Origin of the sequence: Promicromonospora sp. MS192 (assembly GCF_049532985.1) — a bacterium.
In the GTDB taxonomy this organism is placed as follows: domain Bacteria; phylum Actinomycetota; class Actinomycetes; order Actinomycetales; family Cellulomonadaceae; genus Promicromonospora.
The window spans coordinates 1,774,926-1,799,045 of sequence record NZ_CP186693.1 but is presented as its reverse complement, the minus strand read 5'-3'; the positions used below and the strand labels follow the sequence as shown (position 1 = coordinate 1,799,045).

Below are 24,120 nucleotides of genomic sequence, written 5' to 3'. Positions count from 1 at the left end.
CCGGGTGGCCGGCCTTCGGCGACATGGTGGAGGCACGGCCACCCGGCGTGGCAGGATCTGCGCGTGCAGATCGGGTTGATCGGACCGTTCGAGGTACGCCTGGACGACGGCGGCGTCGCCGACGTACCCGGCGCGCGCCTGCGCGCGCTGCTCGTCACGCTGGCGCTCGAGCCGGGCCGGGTGGTGCCCAAGTCCACCCTCGTCGACCGGATCTGGGGCGAGGAGCCGCCGCACGACGCGGCCGGCGCCCTGCAGCGCCTGGTCTCCCGCCTGCGCAAGACCCTTCCGGACGGCGCCGTCGAGGGCCACCCGTCCGGCTACCGGCTCCTCGTGGCGCCCGACGACGTCGACGCCGTCCGGTTCGAACAGCTCCTCGCCCGCGCCCGCGCCACCGAGGGTCCCGGACGGGTGCGGCTGCTGCGGGACGCCCTGGCCCTGTGGCGCGGTCCGGCGCTGACCGACGCGGGGCTGGAGGGCCCGGCCGCGACGGCGGTGGCCACCCGCCTCGACGGGCTGCGCCTGGCCGCCCTCCAGGAACGGATCGACGCCGAGATCGGGCTCGGCCAGGGCGCCGACCTCGTCGAGGAGCTCACCGACCTCGTCGCGGCGCACCCCACGCGCGAGCCGCTGGTCGGGTCGCTCATGCGCGCCCTCGCCGCCGCGGGCCGCGCGAACGAGGCGCTGCTCGCCTACCAGCGCACGCGGGAGACCCTGGCGGACACGCTCGGCGTGGACCCCTCGCCCGAGCTGTCCGCGCTCCACGTGGCGCTGCTGCGCGGCGAGCTCGGGCCGCAGGAGACGGACCGCAGGACCAACCTGCGGGCCGAGCTGACCAGCTTCGTGGGCCGGGCCGACGAGGTCGCGGTGGTCCGCGACCTCGTGGGCGAGCACCGGCTGACCACCCTGGTCGGACCCGGCGGGGCCGGCAAGACCCGGCTCGCCACCGAGGCCGCGCGGGCGATGCTGCCCGACCTGCCCGACGGCGCCTGGCTGGTCGAGCTCGCGGCCCTGGACGCGGACGGCGACGTCGGGCAGGCGGTCCTGGCGGGACTCGGGCTGCGTGACGGACTGCTCGGCGAGGGATCGCACGACGCACGCAGCACGACCCCCGCGGAACGGATCGTGTCGGCGCTCCGGGAGCGCGAGCTGCTGCTGGTCCTGGACAACTGCGAGCACGTGGTCGAGCAGGCGGCCGCGCTCGCCCACCGGTTGCTCGGCGAGTGCCGCCGCCTGCGGATCCTGGCCACGAGCCGGGAACCGCTCGGCATCACCGGCGAGGCGCTGTGGCAGGTGCTGCCGCTGCCCCTGCCGGACGCCGACGCCGGCCCCGGCGAGATCGAGGCGGCACCCGCCGTCCGGCTGCTGCGGGACCGGGCGGCGGCCGTGCGCCAGGACCTCGTGCTCGACGAGAGCACCCTGGACACGGCGGCGCGCGTCTGCCGCGTCCTGGACGGCATGCCCCTGGCGATCGAGCTGGCCGCCGCGCGCCTGCGCACCATGACGATCGACCAGCTCGCCGACCGCCTCGACGACCGCTTCCGCCTGCTGACCGGCGGCAGCCGCACCGCCCTGCCCCGCCACCGCACCCTGCGCGCGGTGGTCGACTGGAGCTGGGAGCCGCTCACGGACGCGGAGCGTGCGGTGCTGCGCCGCCTCGCCGTCTTCTGGGGCGGCGCGAGCCTGGAGGCCGCCGAGGAGGTCTGCTCCGGGGGCGCCGTCGCGCCCGAGGACGTGCTCGACCTGCTCACGGCCCTGGCCGAGAAGTCGCTCGTGGTGGCCGACGGCGCCGGCGCGCCCCGGTACCGCCTGCTCGGCACCATCAAGGAGTACGCCGCGGGGCGCCTGGCAGAGGCCGGCGAGACCGACCGGACGCGGGCGGCCCACCTGGCCCACTTCACGGGGCTCGCCGAGCGGGCCGAACCGCACCTGCGCCGCGCGGAGCAGCTCACGTGGCTCGCCCTGCTCGCCGCCGAGCACGACAACATCGGCGCCGCCATGCGGTTCGCGCTCGCCGAGCGTGACGCCGCGGCCGCCATGCGCCTCGCCGCCGGCGCCGGCTGGTACTGGTGGCTCAGCGGGCACAAGTCCGAGGGCATGGACCTGATCGTCGCGGCCACCGAGCTGCCCGGCGACGTGCCCGACGACGTCCGCGCCTGGGTGTACGCCCTGCTGTCCATGTTCATGAGCTCGGGCCTGGGCGACGAGCACACCGCCGCCGACTGGATCCACAAGGCCTACCGGTACGGCACCACCAGCGAGCAGCCGCACCCCGCGCTGCCGCTCACCGTGCCGCTGGAGCGCATGCTCGCCGACCCGGCCGACGGGCTGGCCGCCTGGGCGGAGGTGCTGGACGACCCCGACCCCTGGGTCAGCGCGCTGGCCCGCCTCCACCTCGGCAAGCTGCGCCTCATCCTCGGTGACACCGGGCACGACGGGGTGGCCGACCTGAGGGTGGCCCTCGCCGAGTTCCGGGCGCTGGGCGAGCGGTTCGGCATCATGTTCGCGCTGTCCGAGCTGGCCGACGACGCCGCGGCGTGCGGTGATCTGGCCGGTGCCTGCGCGCACTACGAGCAGGCGGCCGAGGTGGTCACCGAGATGGGCGCCGTCGACGACCTCATCCAGATCCGGACCCGGCAGGCGCAGCTCCACTGGCTCCTGGGCGACGCCGACGCGAGCGCCTCCGCCATGGCGGAGGCCGAGCGGTACGCGCGGCGGGTCACGTGGCCGGGCACGCTGGGTGGGCTCGCGCTGTCGCGGGCCGAGCTCGCCCGGTGGGCCGGCCTGCCCGAGGAGGCCCGCGCCCACCTGGCCGCGGCGTCGGCGCTGTGGGGTCCCGAGGGCGACGGCGCGCACATCCGTGCGGTGACGCACGACCAGCTCGGTTACCTGTCCACGGACCTCGGCACGGCACGCGAGCACCACGCGGCGGCGTACCGGGCGGCGCTGGAGACGGGGCACGCGCCGATGACCGCCATCGCGATCGTGGGCGTCGCCGACCTGGCGCTGCGCGGCGACCAGGTGGAGCAGGCGGCCCGCCTGCTCGGGGCGAGCGCGGGGACGCACGAGCACCCGGACTACCGGGTGCTGCCGGACCTCGCCCGGATCGAGGCGGCGGCACGGGACCGCCTCGGCGACGCGGGGTTCGCCGAGGCGGTCCGGCAGGGCCGGGAGGCGGAGCGGGCGGACCTGGTCGAGGTCACGCTCGCCGGGTGAACGTGGCCCCGGCCCAGACGTAGCCGACCGCGGCGATCGCCACGCACCAGCCGACGGCCAGCAGCGCGTCGCCCGTGTCCGGCGTGCCGGCCAGCAGGCCCCGCAGGGTCTCGATGACCGGCGTGAACGGCTGGTACTGCGCGAACTGCGCCAGGCCGGGCCCCATCGCGTCGGCGGGGACGATGGCGCTGCTGAAGAACGGCAGCATCACCAGCGGCACGGAGGCCAGCCCGGCGGTCTCCGGGGAGCGCGCGGCCAGGCCGAGGGCGACGGTCAGCCAGCCCGTGGCGCACCCGAGCAGCACCACCAGGCCGGCCACGCCGAGCCACTCCAGGAGCCCGGCCGCCGGGCTGAACCCGAGCAGCAGGGCCACCCCGACCAGGGCCGCGACGGCCACGACGTTGGTCAGCACGCTGGTCACCACGTGCCCGGTCAGCACCGCGCCGCGCGGGACGTCCATGACCTTGAACCGGTTGATGATGCCCTTGGTCATGTCGGAGTTCGCGGCCGTCGCGGTGGAGCCCAGGCCGTAGCAGACGGCCAGCAGCATGAGGCCGGGCGTCGCGTAGTCGACGTAGTCGACGCCGACGTCGAAGGCGTCGCCGAACATGTACACGAACATCAGCAGGATGATGATCGGCATCAGGACGGCGTTGAACACGGTGGTCGGGTTGCGGGCGACGTGCTTCAGGTTGCGGCGCAGCATGACGAGCGCGTGGGGCCGGGTGCTCATGGCGCTACCTCCGTGGTCGGGGTGGTCGGGGTGGTCGGGGCGTGGCCCGTCAGGGCGAGGAACACGTCGTCGAGGTCGGGGGTGTGCACGGAGAGCTCCTGGGCGCTCAGCGCGTACTCGTCGAGCCGGTCCAGCAGGGCCCGCAGCGACCGGGTGCCGCCGTCGCCGGGCACGCGCAGGGTCAGCTCGGCGTCGTCGGGGGTGGCGTCCGCCAGGACCCGGGCCGCGGCGTCGAGCTCGGCCGCCGAGGCGAACCGGAGCCGCACGTGGGAGCCGGGCACCAGGCGCTTGAGCTCGGCGGCGGTGCCCTGGGCGACGATGCGGCCGTGGTCGAGGACGGCGATCCGGTCGGCGAGCTGGTCCGCCTCCTCCAGGTACTGCGTGGTGAGGAAGATGGTGACGCCGTCGGCCACGAGGTCGCGGATGATCGACCACATGGTGCGCCGGCTGCGCGGGTCCAGGCCCGTGGTCGGTTCGTCCAGGAAGATGATCCGGGGGTCGCCCACGAGCGTCATCGCCAGGTCGAGCTTGCGGCGCATGCCGCCCGAGTAGGTGGCCGCCGGCTTGTCCGCCGACCCGGTCAGCTCGAACCGCTCCAGCAGGTCGGCGACCACGTGCCGGCCGCCGCCCGCGGACCGGTTCAGGTCCACCATGAGCTCCAGGTTCTCCCGCCCGGTGAGCAGCTCGTCCACGGCGGCGAACTGGCCGGTGACGCCGATGGCGGCGCGCACCGCCCGGGCCTGCGTCGCCAGGTCGTGCCCGGCCACCCGGGCCGTGCCGCCGTCGGCCCGCACGAGCGTGGTGAGCACGTTGACGGTGGTGGTCTTGCCGGCGCCGTTGGGGCCGAGGAGGGAGAAGATCGTGCCCTCCTCGACGGCGAGGTCCACGCCGTCGAGCACCGTCTTGTCCTTGAACGTCTTGCGCAGCCCGGAGACCGCGATGGCCGGCGTCGTCATCACATGACCCCCAGCAGCAGCGCGACGGTGCCGCCGGTCGACATCAGCAGGGTGGTGCCGACGTGCATGCCGATGGACAGGCGCAGGTCCTGCTTCTTCCAGACGAACCAGGGTCCGGGGAAGAAGAAGATCACGCGGGACAGGAACACCCACGGCGACCACAGGTGGTAGAGCGAGAACAGCACCGTGCTGAGCACCGGCGCCCAGGCGCCGAGGTGCGCGATCCGCGGCAGCAGGAACCCGCGGAACCAGTACTCCTCGATGAGCGGCAGCGTGAACCCGGTGAACGGGATGGACGCGGCCAGGGTGGCGATCATGACCGTGCGGTCGGTGCCGTCCAGGTAGGTGGTGGCGCTGGCGCCCGCGTCGTCGAACGGGATCCACGTGAAGAACGCGTCGTACATGACGGCGTCCAGGGCGGTGAGCAGCGACGAGACGACCACGAACCACACGATCAGGCCCGCGACCATGGCCACGAGGCGGCCGCGCGGCACCGGCTTGTCCAGGTAGCCCAGCACGCCGCGCAGCGAGTACCGGCCGGTGCGCCGGCGGCCCAGCCACAGCAGGAGTCCCTGGAGCGGGAAGAGCACCACGGTCAGGGCGATCGCCCAGCCGAGGAACGACGGAAGGTCGAGGGCTCGCATGAGCGGCTGGGCGAGCACCAGGTAGACCGCGACGATCAGGACGCCGGGGACGAGGTGCAGGGCGATCGAGAGGGGCAGGGAGTGCCGGTCCGCGAGCAGCAGCTCGGCGAAGCGGTTCGGCCGGACGCCCGGCAGGGCGGTGGGGTGCGGTGTGTTGTCCATGCCGCAGATGTTTGCGGCCGGCCCGGACACGACCCTGACACGGCGCTGACACGGCGTGGGGGCGGTGTCTGCGCGGGTGTCGGCGCGCGGGAGTCAGTCGACGAGCTCCTGCGTGCCCAGCACCACCGCGAGGGCCAGCCGTTCGGCGTCGGGCGTGCCGGGTTCGGCGGTGTAGACCATGAGGCGCAGGTCGTCGGCGGTCACCACGAGCACGTCGCAGTCGAGCGCGATGCGGCCGACGGCGGGGTGGTCGACGACCTTGTGCCGGGAGGTGTCGCGGGGCAGCTCCGGGGTCTCGGACTCCCAGAGCTCGGTGAAGCGCGGGCTGGCGGCGGCGAGGTCGCGCACGAGGCGGCCGACGGCCGGGTCGGCGGGGTACCGGGCGGCGGTGAGGTGCAGGTCGGCGACGAGGCGGGCCACGACGTCGGCCTCCTCGTGCGGGGTGTGCACCACGCGGCTGCCCGGTCCGGCCAGGTGCCGCCACAGCGCGTTGCGCTCGATGCCGCGCCAGCTCGTGGTGGCGCCCATGAGCGCGTCGTAGGGGGCGTTGGCGACGATCAGCGTCTGCGTGGCGTCGTAGACGGCGACGGCGGTGCCGTCGAGCCGGTCGAGCAGACGCTGCACGCTGGGCGGGATGTGCCGGGGCACGAGGTCGAGCCCGGGTGCGGCGTGCCCGGCCAGGCGGTACAGGAGGTCGCGTTCGTCGTCGGGCAGCCGCAGGGCGCGGGCGAGCGCCTCGACGACCTGGGCCGACGGCGAGACGGCCCGCCCCTGCTCCAGGCGGGTCAGGTAGTCGGCGGAGATGCCGGCGAGGCCCGCGAGCTCCTCGCGCCGCAGCCCCGTGGCGCGGCGGCGGGGTCCGCGCGGCAGGCCGGCGGCCTCGGGGGCGACGGCGTCGCGCCGCCGCCGCACCATCCGGCCGAACTCCCAGGCGTCCACGGTCCCAGTGTGCGCGGGCGGGGCGGGGTTGTCCTGGCCCTGGTGGTCCTACGACAACGGGACGGCTCCCTGTCCCGCGCCGGGCGGCCGACGCTAGAGACATGACAACGACACTGATCACCGGGGCCACGCGCGGCCTCGGCAAGGAAACGGCCCGCCAGCTCGTCGCCGCCGGGCACACCGTCTACGTGGGTGCCCGGGACGAGGACGCGGGCCGCGCGGTGGCCGCCGAGCTCGGGGCCCGCTGGGTGCGGCTCGACGTCACGGACGACGCGTCCGTCGCGGCCGCGTTCACGCGCCTCGAGGCCGAGGGCGGGCTGGACGTGCTGGTCAACAACGCCGGCATCGCGCTGCTCGCGCTGAACGGCCCGGACGCCCTGGCGGTGTTCGACACGAACGCGGTGGGCGTCGTCCGGGTCACCGAGGCGGCGCTGCCGCTGCTGCGCCGCTCGGCGAACCCGGTGGTGGTGAACGTGTCCAGCGCCCTGGGCTCGTTCTGGGCCAACCACTCCCCCGACCGCCCGGCCTCGCAGGTCTCGGCGATCGTGTACGGCGCGAGCAAGGCGGCCGTCTCCATGCTCACGGTGCAGTACGCGCGCGCCGTCCCGGAGGTGCGGATCAACGCGGTGGAGCCCGGCTACACGGCCACCGAGTTGGGCGGGCAGCCCAACCCGCACGGCCGCCCGGTCGAGGTCAGCGCACGCACGGTCGTGCGGCTGGCGACCATCGGCCCGGACGGGCCGACGGGCACCTTCCAGGAGGACGACGGCGAGCTGGGCTGGTGAGCGGGCGCCGGGCGTGCGGATCACGCGCACGCCCGGCGCGCGCCGTCAGGCCGCGCGGACCGCCACCTCGAACACGCGGGCCACGTCGGGGGTGTAGTTCGACGGGTCCGTGACCACCAGGCGCACCTGGTCGACGGCGGCGGCCGGGCCGGGCGCACTGACCAGGCCGAGCGTGTTGTCGTCGAACGCCGCCGCCTGCTGCCACCCGGCGGACGTGTGCATTTCGACGGTGAAGTCGCGCAGCACGTTGACCGAGCCACCGCCCACGAACCCGCTGTACACGTCGATCTGGTCCACGACGGTGGGCGCGTCGAGCGTGATCGTCAGTGTGGGTGCGGCGTCGCCCTCCGCCGACAGCCAGCGGCCTGCGTTGGTGCAGTCGCCGTCCACCGCCTTGGCCGCGCCGGAGGTGCTGCTCCCGGACGACGAGGCGACCGCCGTCGCCCCCACCGCAGCATGGTCAGCGCACGGGGACGCGTACGGCTGGTCGGCGAGCCAGGCCTTGATCATGGCGCCCTGGTGCTCACCGCCGAGCAGGTTCCAGTCGTGGTCGAACATCTGGGGCTTCCAGTAGTTGTCGAAGAGCCAGGCCGTCCAGCTGATGTGCGGGCGGGCGTCGAGGTACTGACGCAGCGGGATGCCCCAGCCCGACGTCGTGCCCTGGGTGACCACCGGGTCGGAGAACTCGCCGGGCGGGTTCCAGCCGAACTCGGTGAGGATGACGGGGATCTGCTGGGCCGCGTTGCCGAACTTGGCGTCGAGGTTGGCGGCCGTCGCGTCCCCCTGGTTGGGGTACAGGTGGTAGACGTAGGCGATGTCGGTGCCCGCGATCGGGTCGGCCGCCGCCTGGTTGACGTAGGTGCTCCACTGGGGGCTGCCCATGAGCAGCAGCGTCTCGGGCGCGACGGCCCGGATGTCGTCCACGACCGGCTGGATGTACGACTTCCACGTGGCCCAGCTCGCCGGGGCGACGGGCTCGTTGAAGACCTCGTAGATCACGTTCGGCACGTCGGCGTACAGCGGCGCCACGTAGTCCCAGAACTCCGAGACGGCGGACTGCGGCACCCCGGTGCTGCCGTAGTCGGACACGTGGTGCAGGTCCACGATGATGTAGACGCCCAGCTCGACGGCCTGCTGCACGTACGGGTCGACGTACCGGGCCACGTTCTCCTCGACGGTCAGCGAACCCCAGACCGTGACCGGCAGGCGCACCACGTCGGACTGCCAGCCGTCGGACACGGTCATGTCGATCACGTCGGAGATCGGCTTCGGGTTGCACTCGGGGCACTCGGCGTTGTGCCGCGGGGCGAGCACGGACACGCCGCGCAGCTGCACGGGGGTGCCCGACGCGTCGACGATCGTGTTGCCCGAGGTGCCGAGCCGGGAGACGGCGGCGGGAGCGGCGTCGGACGAGAGGCTGGCGGGCGCGGCCTCGGCGCGCACGACGTCGGTGGACGCCGCGCCGGCTGCCCCCGCCGCGGGGACCGCGAGCCCCAGACCCGCCACGACCAGCGCGAGCGCGGACGCGACGGCCGCGGGCCGTGCCGGCTTCCGCCGCGGTGGGCGGACGGCGGGGCGGGACACGTCGGGCGAGGGGCTGGTGGGCTGGGGCCTGCGACCCCTGAAGATGTTTCGCAGCACGATGGTTCTCCGTTCTTCGTCGAACGAGCGGTCGAGCTGGTACAAGACATGGCACAGATGGGAACAGCACGACGAGATCGGTCGGATGCCCTGAGACCGGTCAATTGAGCGACCGATCTCAGTGCATCGGACCGAAGTCGATGAGTTCGGTCAGTTGCCTCCCCTCACTCGCGGTGGGTGCGGATGTCGTCGGGCCACGCGAGGGTGGTGCCGAGCGTGCCGGTCAGGAGGCGCTGGTAGTCGGCCAGCCGCGCGGGGTCGTTGCGCACCTTGCGCGGCGGCAGGCCGCGGTCCAGGCAGAACGCGACCAGCGCACCGACCGCCTCGCCGATGCCCCACTCCACGGGGTGCAGCCGATAGCAGCCGTTGGTGATGTGCGTCGTGCCGATGTTCTTGCCCGCGGGCAGCAGGTTCTCCACCCGCACCGGCACCAGGGCGCCCAGCGGCACCTGGAACGGGTACGCCTCGATGTCCACGTAGGAGCGCCCGGCCGTGCTGGGGTGCAGGTCGATCCGGTAGCGGCCCAGGCCCACGGTGTCGGGGAACACCTCGCTGCCCGCGCCGTCGGGCCGGGCCTGCACGCCCACGTGCTGCTCCGTCACGGTCAGCTCCGCCCGGATCCGCCGCGCCTCGCGGATGTACGGGGTCTTGGCCAGGCCGTCCGGTGTCCCGGTGACGTCGGGGCGCAGGCGCAGGCCGGGGTAGCCCGTGCCGCCGTCGGGCCGGGGCGCGTCCGTCTGGAGCCAGTGCAGGAACGAGAGCGACAGGTCGCGCGCGCCCGCGAGCGCCGAGTCCCGGGCGGCGGCGTCGACGCCGGGGCCGAGCAGGGGCGCTTCCCAGTAGTCGATCTGGGGCCAGTTGACGATCGTGACGTCGCGGACGGCGCCGTCGATGAAGTTGTCGCGGGCCAGGACCCGGCGGAAGGTCCACAGCGGGAAGTGGGCACCCCGGGCGTGGTCGGCCTCGAACAGCCGCCAGGTGCGTCGTTGCAGGGTGATGGGCACGACGTCGTCGAACGAGAGCTGCGGGCCGGGCCAGAAGGGGGCCACGGTGGTGCGCCAGTGCTCGTACCCGGCGGGGCGGTCGATCGTGTGGTCCTCGCCGGGCCGGTGCTCCAGGGCGAAGCACCAGGAGATCGCCTGCTGGTCGAGCGGGTCGGCGACGGCGGGGGCGTGCGGCTCGCCGGTCTCGTCCTGCCCTTCGGCGCCGACCACGTGCTCGACGCCCGCGAGGTCGAGCAGGTCGCCGAGCTCGGTGGCGTCCACGACGTAGTCGGCCTGGACGGTGGTCTCGGTGCCCGTGCGCGTGTCGCGCAGGGTCACGGCGTCCACCTCGTCACCGGAGGTGTGGGCCGTGACGGGCTCGTGGCACAGCAGCAGCTCGATCTGCCCGCCCGCGCGCCAGGGCGCGACCATCTCCTCCAGGACGGCGGCGGCGACGCGCGGCTCGTGGCACAGGTGGCTGACGATGCCGAGGCCGGGGTCCAGCAGCGGGTCGGCCGCGGCGCGCGGCGTCAGGGGGTAGTTGCGCCGGTAGTAGTCGCGCACGCGGCGGCGCAGCTCGGCGTAGCCGGGCGGGGCGTAGCGCTCCTCGATCCAGGTGTGCTCGTCGGGCGGCACGGCCTGGGCGGTGAGCTGACCGCCGAGCCACTCGGTGGGCTCGGTCAGCACCACCCGCCGGCCCAGCCGGGCCGCGGTCAGCGCGGCGGCCACGCCGCCCATGCCTCCGCCGACGATCAGTACGTCGGTCTTGCGCTCTCTCGTCCCCGCGCTCATCCGGCGTTCCCCTTCGTCGGTGCTGATGGTCTGGCCGGCGGCGCGGCCACGGTCTCGCCCTCGACGACGACGCACTCCACGAGTACGTCCGCCACCGGCTCGCCGGGTTGGTCGAGCATGCCGACGAGCGTGTCGATGGCGAGGCGGCCCACCTCGCGGCGCGGGATCTGCAAGCAGTCCCAGCGCACGGCGGCGTCGGGTCCGACGCCTTCCAGGACGGCGACGGAGACGTCGCGCGGGATGGCCAGCCCGCGCGCCCCGAGCCGCTCGGCGAGCGGGTTGGCCAGCCACTCGGCGTCGGCGACCACGGCGGTGACGCGGCCGTCGGCCACGGCGTCGAGCCATGCCGTGCCCGGCCCGGCGGTGTCGAGGCCCGCGCCCTCCAGGCCCGGGCTCCCCGGCGACACGTCCCGCAGGCCCCGCCGCGCGACGGCGGACTCGTAGCCCCGCCGGCGGTCCGCGTAGGACTCCTCGTCGATGCCGGCGCGCAGGTAGCCGATCCGCTCGTGCCCGAGGTCGGCCAGCCGGTCGACGATGGCGGCGGCGGCCGACTCGTAGTCGGGCACGACGCACGTGATGCGGGTGCCCGGCACCTCGCGGCGGCCGATGTGCACGAACGGGTAGCCGTCGGCCTCCAGCCGGGCCAGCTCGGCGCGGTCGGCGGCGACGCCGAGGAGCACCGCGCCGTCGGCCACGTTGAGGCGGTTGACGCCGTCCCGGTAGACGCGGCGCCGTCCGTCGCTGCCGCCCGTGGAGGTGAACAGCACCAGGTCGTGGTCGATCTCCTCGGCGCGCTCCTCGATGCCGAGCAGGAACTCGAAGTAGAAGTCCTCGCGCGCCCGCGGGAACACCGCCTCGAAGGTGTGCACGCCGAGCAGGCGGTTGCGGCCGGTGCGCAGCTTGCGGGCCGTCGGGTTGGGCACGTAGCCCAGCTCCTTGATCGCCTCCTGGATGCGCCGGACGGTGGCCTCGGGGATCCGCGCGGCGTCGGTGTCGCCGCCGATCACGCGGGACACGGCGGACTGCGAGACGCCGGCCAGCCGGGCGACGTCGGACTGGCGGGGCGCCCGGGCGCGGCGCGGGGTGGTGGTCACTCGTTCTCCTGGGTGGGTTCTGACGGCTCCGGCGTGGTGCGGTCGGCGGCGTGCAGCCAGCAGCGGGCCCAGCGCCCGTCGCCGAGGTCGGCGCGCGGCGGGGCCTGCGTGCGGCACACGTCCATGGCGAACGGGCAGCGCGGGTGGAACCGGCAGCCGGGCGGCGGGTCGATGAGGCTGGGCGGCTCGCCCAGGCCGTCGGCGTCGGCGTCGAACAGCGCCTCCCGGTCGCGGCCGCCGCGCCCGGGGTCGGGCGACGACTCCACGAGCAGCCGGGTGTAGGGGTGCTGCGGGTCGGCGATGACCTGCTCCTTGGGCCCGCCCTCGACCATCTCGCCGGCGTACATGACCACGACGTCGTCGCAGAGGTAGCGGGCGCTCGCGATGTCGTGCGTGATGTAGAGCAGCGCCAGGCCGTCCTCGGTGCGCAGCCGGTCGAGCAGGTTGAGCATCTCCAGGCGGATCGACACGTCGAGCATCGAGATGGGCTCGTCGCCCAGCAGCACCTTGGGCTCCACGGCCAGGGCGCGGGCGATGACGACGCGCTGGCGCTGCCCGCCCGAGAGCTCGTGGGGGAACTTGTCGGCGTACTGCTCGGCGGGCGTCAGCGCCACGCGCTCCAGCAGCTCCCGCACCCGCCGGTCCAGCTCCGCCTTGCCGCGCACCCCGTGGTGCAGCGTGAGGGGACGCTCCAGGTTGTGCCGCACACGGTGCAGCGGGTTCAGCGAGCCGAACGGGTCCTGGAAGATGAGCTGGACGTCCTTGTGGTAGCCGCGCTCCACGCGCCCGCGGCGCTGCCGCACCGGCTCCCCCTCCAGGGCGATCTCGCCGCTCGTGGGCGCGTAGAACCCGGCGAGCAGCCGGGCCAGCGTCGTCTTGCCGCTCCCCGACTCCCCCACCAGCGCCACGACGCGGCCGCGGTGCAGGTCGAGCGTGGCGCCCTCGACGGCGCGCACCACGGACCGGGCGCCGACGGCGGAGCGCACCGTGAAGTGCCTGGTCACGTCGACGGCGGACAGCACGGGTGGTTCCGGCGCGACGACAGGGGCCGACGGCGCGGGGGTGGTCGCGGTCATGACGCGCCTCCTTCGGTCCGGACGGGCGCCGGGTCGGACGCCGAGTCAGGTGCCGGGCCGGGTCTCGCGGCCGGCTCGTGCAACCGGCACGCGACGGCGTGCCCGCCCTCCGCCGACCGCCCGAGGGTGACCAGCTCCGGCCGGTGCGTGTCGCACCCCTGGAACCGAGCCGCGCACCGCGGGTGGAACGGGCAGCCGGACGGCGGGCGACGCAGGTCGGGCGGCGTGCCCGGGATCCCGGTGAGACGCGTCAGGGGCGCGTGCAGCGGCGGGAACGAGTCGCGCAGGCCGCGGGTGTACGGGTGGCGCGGGTCGTCGTAGAGCTCCCGTGCGGTGCCGAGCTCCACGATCCGGCCGGCATACATGACGGCGATGCGGTCGGCGAGCTCCAGCAGCAGGGACAGGTCGTGCGTCACGAAGACGACGGCGAACCCGAGCGTGCGCCGCAGCCGCAGCACCTGCGCCAGGATCTGCCGCTGCATGACGACGTCGACAGCGGTGGTCGGCTCGTCCATGACCACGAGCTCCGGCCCGCACGCGAGCGCCAGCGCGATGCTGGCGCGCTGGCGCATACCGCCGGACAGCTCGTGCGGGTAGCTGCGTGCCCGGTCGCCCGAGATGCCGACCGTGGCGAGGAGCTCGGCGGCGCGCGCCCAGGCCGCGTCCTTGGTGAGGGTCCGGTCGTGGGTGCGCAGGGCGTCGGCGAACTGCGCGCCGAGCCGCATCACGGGGTTGAGGGCGTCCATGGCGCTCTGCAGCACGATCGACAGGGACGTCCAGCGCAGCGCCCGCAGCGCCCTGGGGCTCGCGGTGACCAGGTCGATCGCGGGGCCGCCGGCGCGCGGGTGGAACACGATGCTGCCCGCCGTCGTGACGGCGGGCGGGCGCTGCAGCCTCGTGAGAGCCGTGATCAGGGTGGACTTGCCGGAGCCGGACTCGCCCGCGACGCCCAGGATCTCGCCGCGGCGCAGCGTGAAGGTGACGTCGGCGCAGGCGCGCACGGGGGCGCCGTCGGTCACGTACTCGACGGTGAGGCCGGAGACGTGCAGGACGTCGCCGTCCGCTCCCCGCGCGGAGGTGGTCCCGGCGTCGGACCGATCGGTGTCAGGCACGAACTGGGTGACCATCAGGCATCGCTCCCTACGGTGGTCTCGGTGGCGCGGTCGCGGGCACGGCGGACCACGGAGCGCCGCACCGTGCGCAGCTTGGGGTTGGCCAGCTCGTCGACGCCGAAGTTCACCAGCGTCGCGGCCGTCGCGACCAGCGCGATGCACAGCCCCGGCGGCACGAACCACCACCACATGCCGCGCAGCACGGCGCTCTGCTGCTGGGCGGCCTGGATCATGGTGCCCCAGCTGATCGCGCCGGAGTCGGAGATCCCGAGGAAGGCAAGTCCCGCCTCGGCCATGACGCCGCCGATGACGCCCGAGAGGAACATCGCGGCGATCCAGCCGGTCAGGTGCGGCAGCACCTCGTGGAACAGGAGCCGGTGGTGCGGCTCGCCGAGGGTGCGCATGGCGAGCACGAAGTCGCGGTTGCTCACGCTCATGGCCTGCGCGCGGATGGTGCGGGCGCCGCCCGACCAGCCGAATAAGCCGATGATCAGCGCGATCACCCACAGCCCCGTGCCCTGCATGTAGCCGGCGACGATGAGGATCAGCGGCAGTACGGGCATGACGATGAACAGGTTGGACAGGAAGTTGAGCCAGGCGTCGGTGCGGCCGCCGAAGTACCCGGCGGGCAGGCCGACGAGGATCGCGAGCGCCGTGCCGATCACGGCCGAGAGGAATCCGACGAACAGGGAGCCTCGGGCGCCCTCGATGGTCTGGGCCAGCACGTCCTGGCCGAACTGGGTGGTGCCGAGCCAGTGCTCGGCGCTGGGCGGCTGCCCGATGGCGGTGAGGTCGTTGGCGCGCGGGTCGAGGCCGGGGATGCTCGCCGTCAGCCAGGGTCCGAAGATCGCGAGCAGCACGAAGAAGCCGATGACGGCCAGGCCGACGCGGACCTTCCAGCCCCTCAGGAGTCCCGTTCTCATCGCGCTCACCCCGCTTCCCGGATGCGCGGGTCGAGCACCACGTACAGGGAGTCGGCCAGAAGGTTGGCGAGGAGCGTCGCGAGCGTCACGATCAGGAAGACCCCCTGCATCATCGGGTAGTCGCGCTTGGTGAGGGACTCGAACAGCAGGTAGCCGATGCCGGGGTAGCTGAACACCGTCTCGGTGAGCAGTGCGCCCCCGATCACACCGCCGAGCGCCATCGCGAACCCGGTGAAGCTCGGCAGCATGGCGTTGCGCGCGGCGTACCGCAGGATCACCCGGCCGCGCGAGAGGCCCTTGGCCTGGGCGAGCAGCACGTAGTCCTCGCGCACGGTGGTGACGGTCATGTTCCGCATGCCGAGCAGCCAGCCGCCGAACGCGGAGAACACGATCGTGGCGGCGGGCAGTGCCCCGTAGTGCAGCACCGAGGCGAGGAAGGGCAGGTTGAAGCCCTCGGCGAGGTTCGCGTCGTAGCCGCCGGACAGCGGGAACCAGCCCAGCACGAACCCGAACACCCACAGCGCCAGCAGCGCGACCCAGAAGTACGGCACGGACGACAGGAACGCCGTCAGCGGCGTGAGGATCGAGTCGAGCCGGCTACCGGCCTTCCACCCGGCGACGACGCCGAGACCGGTGCCGAGCACGAACGCCAGCACGGTGGTGGTGCCGACCAGCAGGAGTGTCCACGGGAGTGCCTGGAGCACGAGCTCGCTCACCGGCACGGGGAAGTTGACGACGGAGACGCCCAGGTCGAACCGCGCGAGCTGGCCCAGGTACCCGGCGAACTGCTCGCCGAGGTTCTGGTCCGGGTCACCGAAGATCGCCCGGATGCTCTCCAGGGTCTCGGGCGGCACCTGCTGTCCGCTGACGCGCTGCAGCTCCTCCACGATGGCGGACGACGGGTCGCCCGGCATGAGCCGCGGCAGCAGGAAGTTGAGCACGATCGCAGCGGCCGCCGCCGCGGCGTAAAATCCCAGCCGGCGCAGCAGGAACCCCCAGCGGCGCACGGCCCGCACCGCGGCCGTCGGTGTGGGTGGCGCCGACGTGGGCGCCTCCGTCGTCGTCATGTCAGTCCTCCGCCGGCTCGAGGTCGAGCAGCGTGAGGATGAGGTCCGGACCGAGCCCCACCATCGGGATGTGGTCGAAGTCGTCCGGTGTGGGCCAGCCCTGCCAGCGGGAGGCGTTGATCTGCACGAAGTAGAAGTTGTCGTACAGCGGGCTGAACGGCACCTGGTCCACGACGAGCCGCTGCATCCGCAGGCCCAGCTCCTTGAGCTCGGCCTCGTCGTCCGTGCTCTCCATCGCGTCGATGATCTCGTCGGCCTCGTCGTCGGACCAGCGGCCCTGGTTGAGCGTGGCCGACTCCCCCTCCGGCACCACGAAGTCGCTGTCCAGGAAGTTGTAGACGCCGTACACACCGGCCCCGCCCGTGGAGGCGGCCGTGATGTCGAAGCTGCCGAGGTTCATCGCGTCGTAGTACCCCGCGGTGGGCTGCCCGGCGGGCTTCACCTCGAGGCCCAGGGCGTCGCGCCAGCCGTTGATGAGGATGTCGGCGTAGCTGCCCCACGCCCAGTCGTTGTTGAACAGGATGCTGGGCCGGTAGCTCTCGCCGTCCTTGACCAGGGCGCCGTCCTCGACGGTCCAGCCGCCGGCGGCGAGCTCGGCCCGGGCCGCGTCGGCGTCGACCGGCCACGGCTCCGTGAGCTCCGGGTCCACCCAGTCGGCGTAGACCGTGGCGTTCAGGCCGGTGGGCCCCGCCTCGGTCCCGGGGCGCTGCAGCGTGGTCGTGATGGCGGTGCGGTCCATGGTCATGGCCAGCGCGCGGCGCACGTGGACGTCGTCGAACGGGGGCCGGCCGGCGTTGAACATGGCCGACATGGCGCCGCCGTTCGGGTAGAGCTGGTACAGGTGGTGCTCCGGGTCCTGGGCCGTGAACTCCTGCTCGCCGCCTGCCCACGAGCCCTGCGCGATGTCGATGTCCCCGCGCAGGAGCTGCGCCTTGGCGGCGTCCTGGCTGGTGGGGATGATCTTGTACGTGGACATGGGCAGCGCGCCGCCCCAGTAGTCGTCCCGGGCGGTGAGCGTGACCTGCTGGGGCTTGAACTCCGCCAGGGTGAACGGTCCGGTGCCGACCGGCTCCGGGTTGGTCCAGGTGTTGAGGTCCTGGTCGCGCCAGATGTGCTCGGGCACCATCGGCAGCAGGATGTTGGCGAACTGCTTCACGGTGGCGAACGACGGCTCGGCGAACGTGACGGTGAACGTGAGGTCGTCCACCTTCTCGGCCTTCTCGTAGGTGACGCCCGCGATCGAGAACTCCGGCTGCTCGATCGGCAGGTTCAGCGAGAAGACGGCGTCGTCCGCGGTGAACGGCTCGCCGTCCGAGAAGGTGACGCCGTCGCGCAGGTGGACCGTGAGCGTGGTGCCGGCGTCGTCGAACTCCCAGCTCTCCGCGAGCCAGGGTTCGACCACGGCGCCGTTGCTGTAGTCGACGCGCATGAGCGGCTCGTAGACCAGCTCCATGTTGGGCGCCTTGTCGACCGCGGGGCCCACCACGTTGTAGTTGTGGACGAACGTGGTGCCGCCGTCCGTCTTGCCGTAGACCATCGTGTCGTCGCGTCCGCCCGCGGTCTCCTCGCCGGACGTCGAGCCGCCCGCACAGGCCGAGGTGAGCAGGACGACGGCGACGGCCAGCGCTGAAACGCGCCGTCCGAACGATCGTGCGTGTCCCATGCCAGATCCCTTCCGCTTCGTCGAGGTAGGTCAGTCTGCTCATACGTATGAGCATCGGTTCGCGGCGATGCGGAGGGTTGCTCCTACGTATGAGCGAGGACATTAGGGGCGTGCGGGGTGGGGTGTCAATGGGTCTCGGTATGTCCGCCCGTGCTGCGTGAGCGTCCGGTGCCTACGACCCGGCCCGCCCCCGCCGGGCCGCCCGCACGTCGAGCTCGGCCTCGTGGATCGCCCGCTCCAGCGCCTCGGCCACCTGGCCTGCGACGTCGCGCAGCAGCCGCGCCTTGTGCAGCGCGTTCCGTGCCTCGGCCGGGGTGTCGGCGTCGAGGTCGATCGTGACGACGCGACCGCAGTCGGCGACGGAGAGGCGCGCGCTGACGCGCCTTCCGCGCTCGTCCGGGTCGAAACCGGGCTCGACGGTGATGTCAGCCAGCGCGTACGCGCCGGCGTGGTGGCCGCGCAGATTCAGGAAGGTGCGGCGGTAGAAGCGTCGGAACGCCATGGGTACCTCGTCTCAGGACAACTCCCGCCTGAGTGGGCGGGGTCGGTACCCGCTCCATGACCCGCCGGATGCTCGCACCATGCCCGCCACCCTACGCACACGGCATCCGTGCGCGCACCGGTTTTCGCACGGCGGCGCCGGCCCGCCGCGCACGACGCCGCCGCAGCCGGCCCGCCGCCATGCGCCCCGCCGATTCCCAGGCACCATAGGGATACGGCACACGAGCCCAGCCCCATCCGGACCGCGCCACGGAGGACACCGATGACCACCGAGACCCCGCGTCACACCGCCACCGCGACCACCCACATCGCGGAGCCGCCCGAGCGGGTCTGGGCCGAGCTCACCCATCCCGGGGCACGGTGGATGCTGGGCGCCAACGTCGAGACCGACTACCGGCCCGGCAGCCCCATCACCTTCGAGGGACACTTCTTCGGCCGGGTCTTCGCCGACAAGGGCACCGTCATCGCCGTCGACCGCCCGCGCCTGCTGCACTTCACGCACTTCGCGCCGCTGAGCGGGCTCGACGACGTGCCCGAGAACTACCACGAGATCCGCATCGAGCTCGTGGCGGACGACGGCGGCACGCGCGTCACCGTGGTCCAGGACAACATCGACACGGCACACCACGCGTCCGCCGCCGAGGGGCACTGGAAGGACGCCCTGGCCACGCTCGCCCACCGCGACGACGGGACGGGCAACACCCACTGGTGAAAGGTCAGCCCGCCAGCGCCGCGTACCGCGCGCTGAGGGGCACGTAGTCGGCGTCGAAGTCGCCGAGGTCCGGCAGCTCGCCACCCTCGACGGCGGCGACCAGGCGGTTCAGGTACCACTCCCAGCCGGGTCCGGTCTCCGACAGGGTCTTCGGGTCGAGCTCCATCTGGCGCAGGGTCAGCGTGGTGCCGCCCTCCACCTCCGCCAGCTCGGCGCGCAGGCGCCAGTGCCCGTACTCGTCGACGGCGCTCACCGCCAGCAGGTGCGGCGCCTCGCAGGCGTGGACCTGGAACTCCGTCGGGTCCGCCGGCTCGGCCTCGGCGGTCATCGTCACCAGCACCCGGCCGGTCGACGGGTCGCCCGTCCAGGTGCCGAACCAGCGGGCCAGGCGGTCCGGGTCGGTGACGCTCCCCCAGACGTCCTCGATCGGCGCCCGGAACCGGCGCACCAGCACCAGCGTGCGCCCGTCGTCCTCCAGCTCTCCGGTCAGGTTCATGCGATCCGCTCCTTCGTGGTCGTGGTACCTGGTGTGGGGGCCGTGCCGGCTGCAGACGTTCCCCAGCGGCGGTCGCGCGCCGCCCGGCGCACCTCGGTGTCCAGCCCGTCGAGGTGGCCGGCCGAGACGGGTGCCCGCCGCGCGGCGAGCGCGCCCAGCAGGTCACGCACCTCCGCCAGCGGGCCGGGGTCGAGCGTGTAGCGCCGCTCCCGGCCGTCGTCGGTGCCTCGCACCAGCCCCGCATCGCTCAGCACGCGCAGGTGCTTGCTGATCGCCGGGCGCGACACCGCGTGCCCGGCCGCGAGGTCCACCACGCGCGCCGGACCCGCGGCCAGCCGCAGCAGCAGGTCACGGCGGATCGGGTCGGCGAGCGCTGAGAAGACGTCCACCCCCTAATGGTAACCGACCGGTTACCATTCGTCAGGATCCGGGCGGTGCCACCGAGCCACGCTCCACCAGCCGCACACCGAGCGAGACCGGCGCGGCACCGGGCCCGGCCACGCCCTGCGACCGCCCGGCCCCGCGCTCGATCTCCTCCAGCACGATGCGCGACGCCTCCGCCACCTTCGCGGGCATGTCCTGCGCGATCGTGGTCAGCCCCGGCGTGGTGTACGCGCCGAAGTCGAGGCCGTCGAACCCGATCACCGACACGTCGCCGGGCACCGACCCGCCCGCCTCCGCGATGCCCGCCATGATGCCGACGGCGAGGTGGTCGGCCGTCGCGAACACCGCCGTCACCCCGGGGTGGTCCCGGCGCAGACGCACGCCGAGGCGCCGTCCGTCCTCGAACGAGGTGAGCACCTCGACGGCCCGGACGCCGCCCGGTTCGAGACCCCCCTCCAGGCACGCCTCGCGGAAGCCCGCCCAACGCCGGCCCACCACGCCCATGCCCTGGTAGGGCGGCCCGGCGAAGAGGACCCGCCGGTGCCCGGCGTCGGCCAGGCGTGCCCCGGCGAGGCGCCCGCCCCGGTGGTCGTCGCTGCGCACGCCGACGACGCGGGGGTTGGCCGAGTAGCTGTCGATGGCGACCAGCGGCACGGTGTCGACGCGCAGCCTGTCGACCTGCTCGTCCGGGAACTCGACCAGTACCACGCCGTCGAGCGACCAGCCGCGCACGGTCTGCGCCACCTGGTCCTCGTGCTCGATCCCGCGCAGCAGCACGTGGTAGCCGTGGTGCCGCAGGTGGGCCTCCATGCCGCCCACGACGGCGACGGTGTGCGGGCTGACCAGCAGGCTGTTGTTCTCCCCCACCGGCACCAGCGCGGCCACGATGTGCGACCTGCTCGCCGCGAGGCTGCGCGCCGGGATGTTCGGCACGTAACCGAGCCGGGCGGCGATGCCGAGGACCCTCTCGATCGTGGCGGGTGAGACGCGGGCGCGCTTGCCGTTCATCACGTTCGAGACGGTCATCACGCTGACGCCGGCCTCGTCCGCGATGTCGCTGAGCTTGACGGTCACGCGGCCCTCTCTCGTCGATGGTCCCTGCCGACATCCTAGGGACGCCCTTGACCGCGCGGCAGGAGGCGCCGTACCGTCGCACCGCAAAGTTTACCGCTAAACCTTCCGGTCCCGGCGACGACGCCGCGGCCTCCCCGCACGACGGGCGCACCGCGGCGCCCGCGACGAGACGGAGCGACAGCATGACACCCACCCTGACGACATGGCGCAGACGCCTGGCCCTGCTGGCGGCCCTCGCGCTCGCCGGCACCACCCTCGTGGCGGGCGCGGCCCCGGCGGGCGCCGCGACCACGCGGTACCAGGCCGAGCAGGCCGCCCTGTCGGGCGGCGCCGTCGTCGCCACGGAGCACGCCGGCTACACCGGCACCGGCTTCGTCGGCGGCTACACCGACGGGAACAAGGGCACCGCGACCAGCACGTTCGCCGTGACCGCGGCGGCGTCGGGCCCGCACACGCTGGCCCTCCGGTACGCCAACGGCACCGGCTCGGCCAAGACCCTCACGCTCCTGGTGGACGGCGCCGCGCAGCAGGTGGCCTTGCCCGCGACCGCCGGCTGGACCACCTGGGCCACGCAGAGCACGGTCGTCACGCTGTCCGCGGGCAGCCACTCGATCGCGTACCGGTTCGGCTCAGGCGACTCCGGCAACGTGAACCTCGACGCCCTCGACGTCAGCGACTCGGGCGGAAGCAGCGGCGCGGACTACGGTCCCGGACCCACGTTCGAGGCGGAGGCCGCGACCCTCGCGGGCGGCGCCGTGACCGCCACGGACCACACCGGGTTCTCCGGCAGCGGGTTCGTGGGCGGGTTCACGGACGGCAACGCCGGCTCGGCGTCGGTCACGTTCAAGGTGCAGGTCACCGCGGCGGGAGCCAAGGACCTCACGGTCCGGTACGCGAACGGCACCGGCTCGGCCCGGACCCTCTCGCTGTACGACGGCGGCACGCGCCTGACGCAGCTTTCCCTGCCCGCGACCGCGAGCTGGGACACGTGGGGCACCGTGACGCACACCGCGACGCTGACCGCGGGCAACCACGACCTGCGGCTGACGTACGCCTCGGGCGACAACGGCAACGCGAACATCGACAAGCTCGACATCTCGGCGAACGTGCCGCCGCAGCCCGCCGGCCCGGGCGAGGCCGAGGACGCGTACCGCTCCGGGAACGCGGCGGTCGCGAGCGCCACCGGCGGCTTCACGGGCGCGGGCTACGTCGGCGGCTTCACGACGGCGGGGGCGCGCGTGCTGCGCACGGTCCAGGCCGGTTCGGCGGGCACCGCGACCGCCACGTTCCGGTTCAGCACGCCCGTGGGCGGGCGCACCCTCGACCTGCTGGTCAACGGCCGGGTCATGGGCCAGGTGAGCTTCGCCGCCGGCAGTGGGTGGCGCACCGTGTCGGCGAGCGTGCCGCTCCGGGCGGGTGTGAACACCGTGGGCGTGCGGGCGGCGAGCGCCGGCGCCGACGTGCTGCTGGACAGCATCGCCGTCTCGGGTGAGACGGACCTCGCGGCACGCGGCGCGTCGACGTCGTACACGCAGTACGAGGCCGAGGCGGGCACGACGACCGGGACCAAGCTGGCGCCGTCGCGCACCTACGGCACGGTGCAGGCCGAGTCGAGCGGGCGCAGCGCGGTGCGCCTGGACGCCGTCGGCGAGAAGGTGGACCTGACCCTCACCGCCCCGGCGAGCGGGGTGGTGGTGCGGTACTCGATCCCGGACGACGCGGCCGGGACCGGGCAGACGTCCCCCCTGGCGGTGTACGCGAACGGGACCAAGCTGAAGGACGTGACGCTGACGTCGGCGCACGCCTGGCAGTACGGCGAGTACCCGTTCCACAACGACCCGTCCCTCGGCGCCGCCCACCGGTTCTACGACGAGCTGCGGTTCGAGATCCCGGAGCAGGCGGCCGGGACGGTGCTGTCGCTGCGGAAGGACTCGGGCGCCGTGGCGCACATCGACGTCGACCTGGTCGAGGCGGAGCGGGTCGCGGCAGCGCTCACCGCGCCCGCGGGCGCGGTCTCGATCACGGCGCACGGGGCGACGTCGGGCGGGGGCGACGACACGGCGGCCATCACGGCGGCGGTGGCCGCCGCGAAGGCGGCGGGCGTACCGGTCTGGATCCCCGCGGGCACCTTCCACGTCAACGACGCGATCCGCGTCGCGGGGGTGTCGGTGCTGGGTGCGGGCCCGTGGCACTCCGTGATCGTGGGTACCGGCAGGGCGGGCGGCTTCTACGCGACCGGCGGCGGCGTCACCATCGCGGACGTCGCGGTCTTCGGCTCGGCCACGGTCCGCGAGGACGCCGACGGGCAGGCCGCGATCGAGGGCGACTTCACGAGCGAGTCCCTGCTGCAGAACATCTGGGTGCAGCACACCAAGGTGGGGCTGTGGGTGCGGCCGGGCTCGCGCGACGTGCTCGCGGTCGGGCTGCGCGTGCGCGACACGTACGCCGACGGCGTGAACCTGCGTTCGGGCGTGACCAACGCGCAGGTGACCCAGTCGACGTTCCGCAACACGGGCGACGACTCGCTGGCCATGTGGTCGGACGGCGCCGCCGTCAGCGGCAGCGTGTTCTCCTTCAACACCGTGCAGGCCCCGGCGCTGGCGAACGGGCTGGCCGTGTACGGCGGCGGGGGCGGCAACCGGGTCGAGGACAACCTGGTGGCCGACACCGTCAACGCGGCGGCGGGCATCGCGGTCAGCACGCGGTTCGGCGTGCCGTTCACGGGCACGACGACGGTGGCGCGCAACACGCTGACCCGCACCGGCAGCCGCGAGCCGAACTGGCCGGCCGAGCTCGGTGCGCTGTGGGTCTACGCCGACGTGCACGCCATCGACGCGCCGATCGTGATCCGGGACATGACCATCCAGGACAGCACGTACGCGGGCGTGCTGATGTCGTGGCAGAAGTCGATCCAGCAGGTCAGCCTCGACCGGGTGAACATCACCGGCTCGGGCACCTACGGCATCGAGCTGCATGCCGCGGGGCAGGCGTCGTTCGCGAACACGACCGTCTCCGGCTCGGGGACGGCGGGGCTGCTGAACGACATGGGGTTCGTGCTGGACCGGCAGGGCGGGAACTCGGGGTTCTGATCCCTTGATCCCGGGGGCGGCCCGGGCCCCGTTGCGGGCCCGGGCCGTTCCGTGTGTCCGGGGGTCAGCTCGCCAGGACGA

The 24,120-nt window shown here is 73.7% G+C and carries 20 protein-coding genes; 4 read left to right on the top strand and 16 right to left on the bottom strand.

What is annotated here, in order from left to right:
* The first annotated feature begins 63 nt into the window (after positions 1-63).
* Positions 64-3,213: a BTAD domain-containing putative transcriptional regulator gene (locus tag ACO229_RS08045; protein WP_423464483.1), complete on the top strand. Its 3,150-nt coding sequence runs from the start codon at positions 64-66 to the stop codon at positions 3,211-3,213.
* Here the strand turns inward: ACO229_RS08045 and ACO229_RS08040 are convergent.
* The 4 genes from ACO229_RS08040 to ACO229_RS08025 all read right to left on the bottom strand — a co-directional run bounded on the left by ACO229_RS08040 (position 3,197) and on the right by ACO229_RS08025 (position 6,647).
* Positions 3,197-3,946, bottom strand: a complete 750-nt coding sequence (locus ACO229_RS08040; RefSeq protein ID WP_423464482.1) for an ABC transporter permease — start codon at positions 3,944-3,946, stop codon at positions 3,197-3,199. The genes ACO229_RS08045 and ACO229_RS08040 overlap by 17 nt on opposite strands.
* A complete protein-coding gene (locus ACO229_RS08035; RefSeq protein ID WP_423464481.1) occupies positions 3,943-4,902 on the bottom strand; it encodes an ATP-binding cassette domain-containing protein in 960 nt (319 codons plus the stop codon). The genes ACO229_RS08040 and ACO229_RS08035 overlap by 4 nt, the downstream gene beginning before the upstream one ends.
* Positions 4,902-5,708, bottom strand: a complete 807-nt coding sequence (locus ACO229_RS08030) for a lysostaphin resistance A-like protein (protein ID WP_423464479.1) — start codon at positions 5,706-5,708, stop codon at positions 4,902-4,904. Before ACO229_RS08030 ends, ACO229_RS08035 begins: the two co-directional genes overlap by 1 nt.
* A 93-nt stretch (positions 5,709-5,801) precedes the next feature.
* Positions 5,802-6,647 carry a helix-turn-helix transcriptional regulator gene (locus tag ACO229_RS08025; protein WP_423464478.1) on the bottom strand — a complete coding sequence of 282 codons (846 nt, stop codon included), beginning with the start codon at positions 6,645-6,647 and terminating at the stop codon, positions 5,802-5,804.
* Positions 6,648-6,748: 101 nt separating this feature from the next.
* On the opposite strand from ACO229_RS08025, the gene ACO229_RS08020 reads away from it, so the two are divergent.
* A complete protein-coding gene (locus ACO229_RS08020) occupies positions 6,749-7,432 on the top strand; it encodes an SDR family NAD(P)-dependent oxidoreductase (protein ID WP_397410036.1) in 684 nt (227 codons plus the stop codon).
* A gap of 45 nt (positions 7,433-7,477) precedes the next feature.
* Here ACO229_RS08020 and ACO229_RS08015 read toward each other — a convergent pair whose 3' ends face one another.
* The 9 genes from ACO229_RS08015 to ACO229_RS07975 form a co-directional block, all read right to left on the bottom strand.
* Positions 7,478-9,073 carry a glycoside hydrolase family 5 protein gene (locus ACO229_RS08015; protein WP_423464477.1) on the bottom strand — a complete coding sequence of 532 codons (1,596 nt, stop codon included), beginning with the start codon at positions 9,071-9,073 and terminating at the stop codon, positions 7,478-7,480.
* A gap of 164 nt (positions 9,074-9,237) precedes the next feature.
* Entirely contained in the window at positions 9,238-10,848 is a 1,611-nt protein-coding gene (locus ACO229_RS08010; protein WP_423464476.1) for an FAD-dependent oxidoreductase, read from the bottom strand.
* On the bottom strand, positions 10,845-11,942 hold the full coding sequence (locus tag ACO229_RS08005) for a LacI family DNA-binding transcriptional regulator (protein ID WP_423464474.1): 1,098 nt from the start codon (positions 11,940-11,942) through the stop codon (positions 10,845-10,847). The genes ACO229_RS08010 and ACO229_RS08005 overlap by 4 nt, the downstream gene beginning before the upstream one ends.
* Entirely contained in the window at positions 11,939-13,018 is a 1,080-nt protein-coding gene (locus ACO229_RS08000; protein WP_423464473.1) for an ABC transporter ATP-binding protein, read from the bottom strand. The genes ACO229_RS08005 and ACO229_RS08000 overlap by 4 nt, the downstream gene beginning before the upstream one ends.
* Complete coding sequence (locus ACO229_RS07995) at positions 13,015-14,130, bottom strand: ABC transporter ATP-binding protein (RefSeq protein WP_423464472.1); 1,116 nt, start codon at positions 14,128-14,130, stop codon at positions 13,015-13,017. Before ACO229_RS07995 ends, ACO229_RS08000 begins: the two co-directional genes overlap by 4 nt.
* A 14-nt stretch (positions 14,131-14,144) precedes the next feature.
* Positions 14,145-15,053 (bottom strand): ABC transporter permease, encoded by a 909-nt coding sequence (locus ACO229_RS07990; protein ID WP_423464471.1) that lies wholly within the window; start codon positions 15,051-15,053, stop codon positions 14,145-14,147.
* Positions 15,054-15,058: 5 nt separating this feature from the next.
* A complete protein-coding gene (locus ACO229_RS07985) occupies positions 15,059-16,120 on the bottom strand; it encodes an ABC transporter permease (RefSeq protein WP_423464470.1) in 1,062 nt (353 codons plus the stop codon).
* Between the two features lies 1 nt (position 16,121).
* The gene (locus ACO229_RS07980) at positions 16,122-17,783 is read right to left on the bottom strand and encodes an ABC transporter substrate-binding protein (protein WP_423464469.1); all 1,662 of its coding nucleotides are present in this window, start codon (positions 17,781-17,783) and stop codon (positions 16,122-16,124) included.
* Positions 17,784-17,955: 172 nt separating this feature from the next.
* Positions 17,956-18,285 carry a hypothetical protein gene (locus ACO229_RS07975; protein ID WP_397433399.1) on the bottom strand — a complete coding sequence of 110 codons (330 nt, stop codon included), beginning with the start codon at positions 18,283-18,285 and terminating at the stop codon, positions 17,956-17,958.
* Positions 18,286-18,546: 261 nt separating this feature from the next.
* Here ACO229_RS07975 and ACO229_RS07970 point away from each other — a divergent pair, with 261 nt between their 5' ends.
* On the top strand, positions 18,547-18,996 hold the full coding sequence (locus ACO229_RS07970; RefSeq protein ID WP_397410058.1) for an SRPBCC family protein: 450 nt from the start codon (positions 18,547-18,549) through the stop codon (positions 18,994-18,996).
* A 4-nt stretch (positions 18,997-19,000) separates the two neighbouring features.
* Here the strand turns inward: ACO229_RS07970 and ACO229_RS07965 are convergent, their stop codons facing one another.
* From ACO229_RS07965 to ACO229_RS07955, 3 genes are read right to left on the bottom strand one after another with little or no spacing between them, the layout of a single operon-like run.
* Positions 19,001-19,492: an SRPBCC family protein gene (locus tag ACO229_RS07965; protein WP_397410060.1), complete on the bottom strand. Its 492-nt coding sequence runs from the start codon at positions 19,490-19,492 to the stop codon at positions 19,001-19,003.
* Positions 19,489-19,881, bottom strand: a complete 393-nt coding sequence (locus ACO229_RS07960) for an ArsR/SmtB family transcription factor (protein ID WP_423464468.1) — start codon at positions 19,879-19,881, stop codon at positions 19,489-19,491. Before ACO229_RS07960 ends, ACO229_RS07965 begins: the two co-directional genes overlap by 4 nt.
* A gap of 31 nt (positions 19,882-19,912) precedes the next feature.
* Entirely contained in the window at positions 19,913-20,950 is a 1,038-nt protein-coding gene (locus ACO229_RS07955; RefSeq protein WP_423464467.1) for a LacI family DNA-binding transcriptional regulator, read from the bottom strand.
* Between the two features lie 182 nt (positions 20,951-21,132).
* On the opposite strand from ACO229_RS07955, the gene ACO229_RS07950 reads away from it, so the two are divergent.
* Positions 21,133-24,039, top strand: a complete 2,907-nt coding sequence (locus ACO229_RS07950; protein WP_423464466.1) for a CBM35 domain-containing protein — start codon at positions 21,133-21,135, stop codon at positions 24,037-24,039.
* Positions 24,040-24,120: the final 81 nt, after the last annotated feature.

Coding starts and splice junctions, on each gene's coding strand:
- ACO229_RS07970 (WP_397410058.1), top strand. CDS start 18,547: ATGACCACCGAGACCCCGCGTCACACCGCCACCGCGACCACCCACATC.
- ACO229_RS07965 (WP_397410060.1), bottom strand. CDS start 19,492: ATGAACCTGACCGGAGAGCTGGAGGACGACGGGCGCACGCTGGTGCTG.
- ACO229_RS08030 (WP_423464479.1), bottom strand. CDS start 5,708: ATGGACAACACACCGCACCCCACCGCCCTGCCGGGCGTCCGGCCGAAC.
- ACO229_RS08010 (WP_423464476.1), bottom strand. CDS start 10,848: ATGAGCGCGGGGACGAGAGAGCGCAAGACCGACGTACTGATCGTCGGC.
- ACO229_RS07985 (WP_423464470.1), bottom strand. CDS start 16,120: ATGACGACGACGGAGGCGCCCACGTCGGCGCCACCCACACCGACGGCC.
- ACO229_RS08035 (WP_423464481.1), bottom strand. CDS start 4,902: ATGACGACGCCGGCCATCGCGGTCTCCGGGCTGCGCAAGACGTTCAAG.
- ACO229_RS07990 (WP_423464471.1), bottom strand. CDS start 15,053: ATGAGAACGGGACTCCTGAGGGGCTGGAAGGTCCGCGTCGGCCTGGCC.
- ACO229_RS07950 (WP_423464466.1), top strand. CDS start 21,133: ATGACACCCACCCTGACGACATGGCGCAGACGCCTGGCCCTGCTGGCG.
- ACO229_RS08000 (WP_423464473.1), bottom strand. CDS start 13,018: ATGACCGCGACCACCCCCGCGCCGTCGGCCCCTGTCGTCGCGCCGGAA.
- ACO229_RS08020 (WP_397410036.1), top strand. CDS start 6,749: ATGACAACGACACTGATCACCGGGGCCACGCGCGGCCTCGGCAAGGAA.
- ACO229_RS07980 (WP_423464469.1), bottom strand. CDS start 17,783: ATGGGACACGCACGATCGTTCGGACGGCGCGTTTCAGCGCTGGCCGTC.
- ACO229_RS07975 (WP_397433399.1), bottom strand. CDS start 18,285: ATGGCGTTCCGACGCTTCTACCGCCGCACCTTCCTGAATCTGCGCGGC.
- ACO229_RS08040 (WP_423464482.1), bottom strand. CDS start 3,946: ATGAGCACCCGGCCCCACGCGCTCGTCATGCTGCGCCGCAACCTGAAG.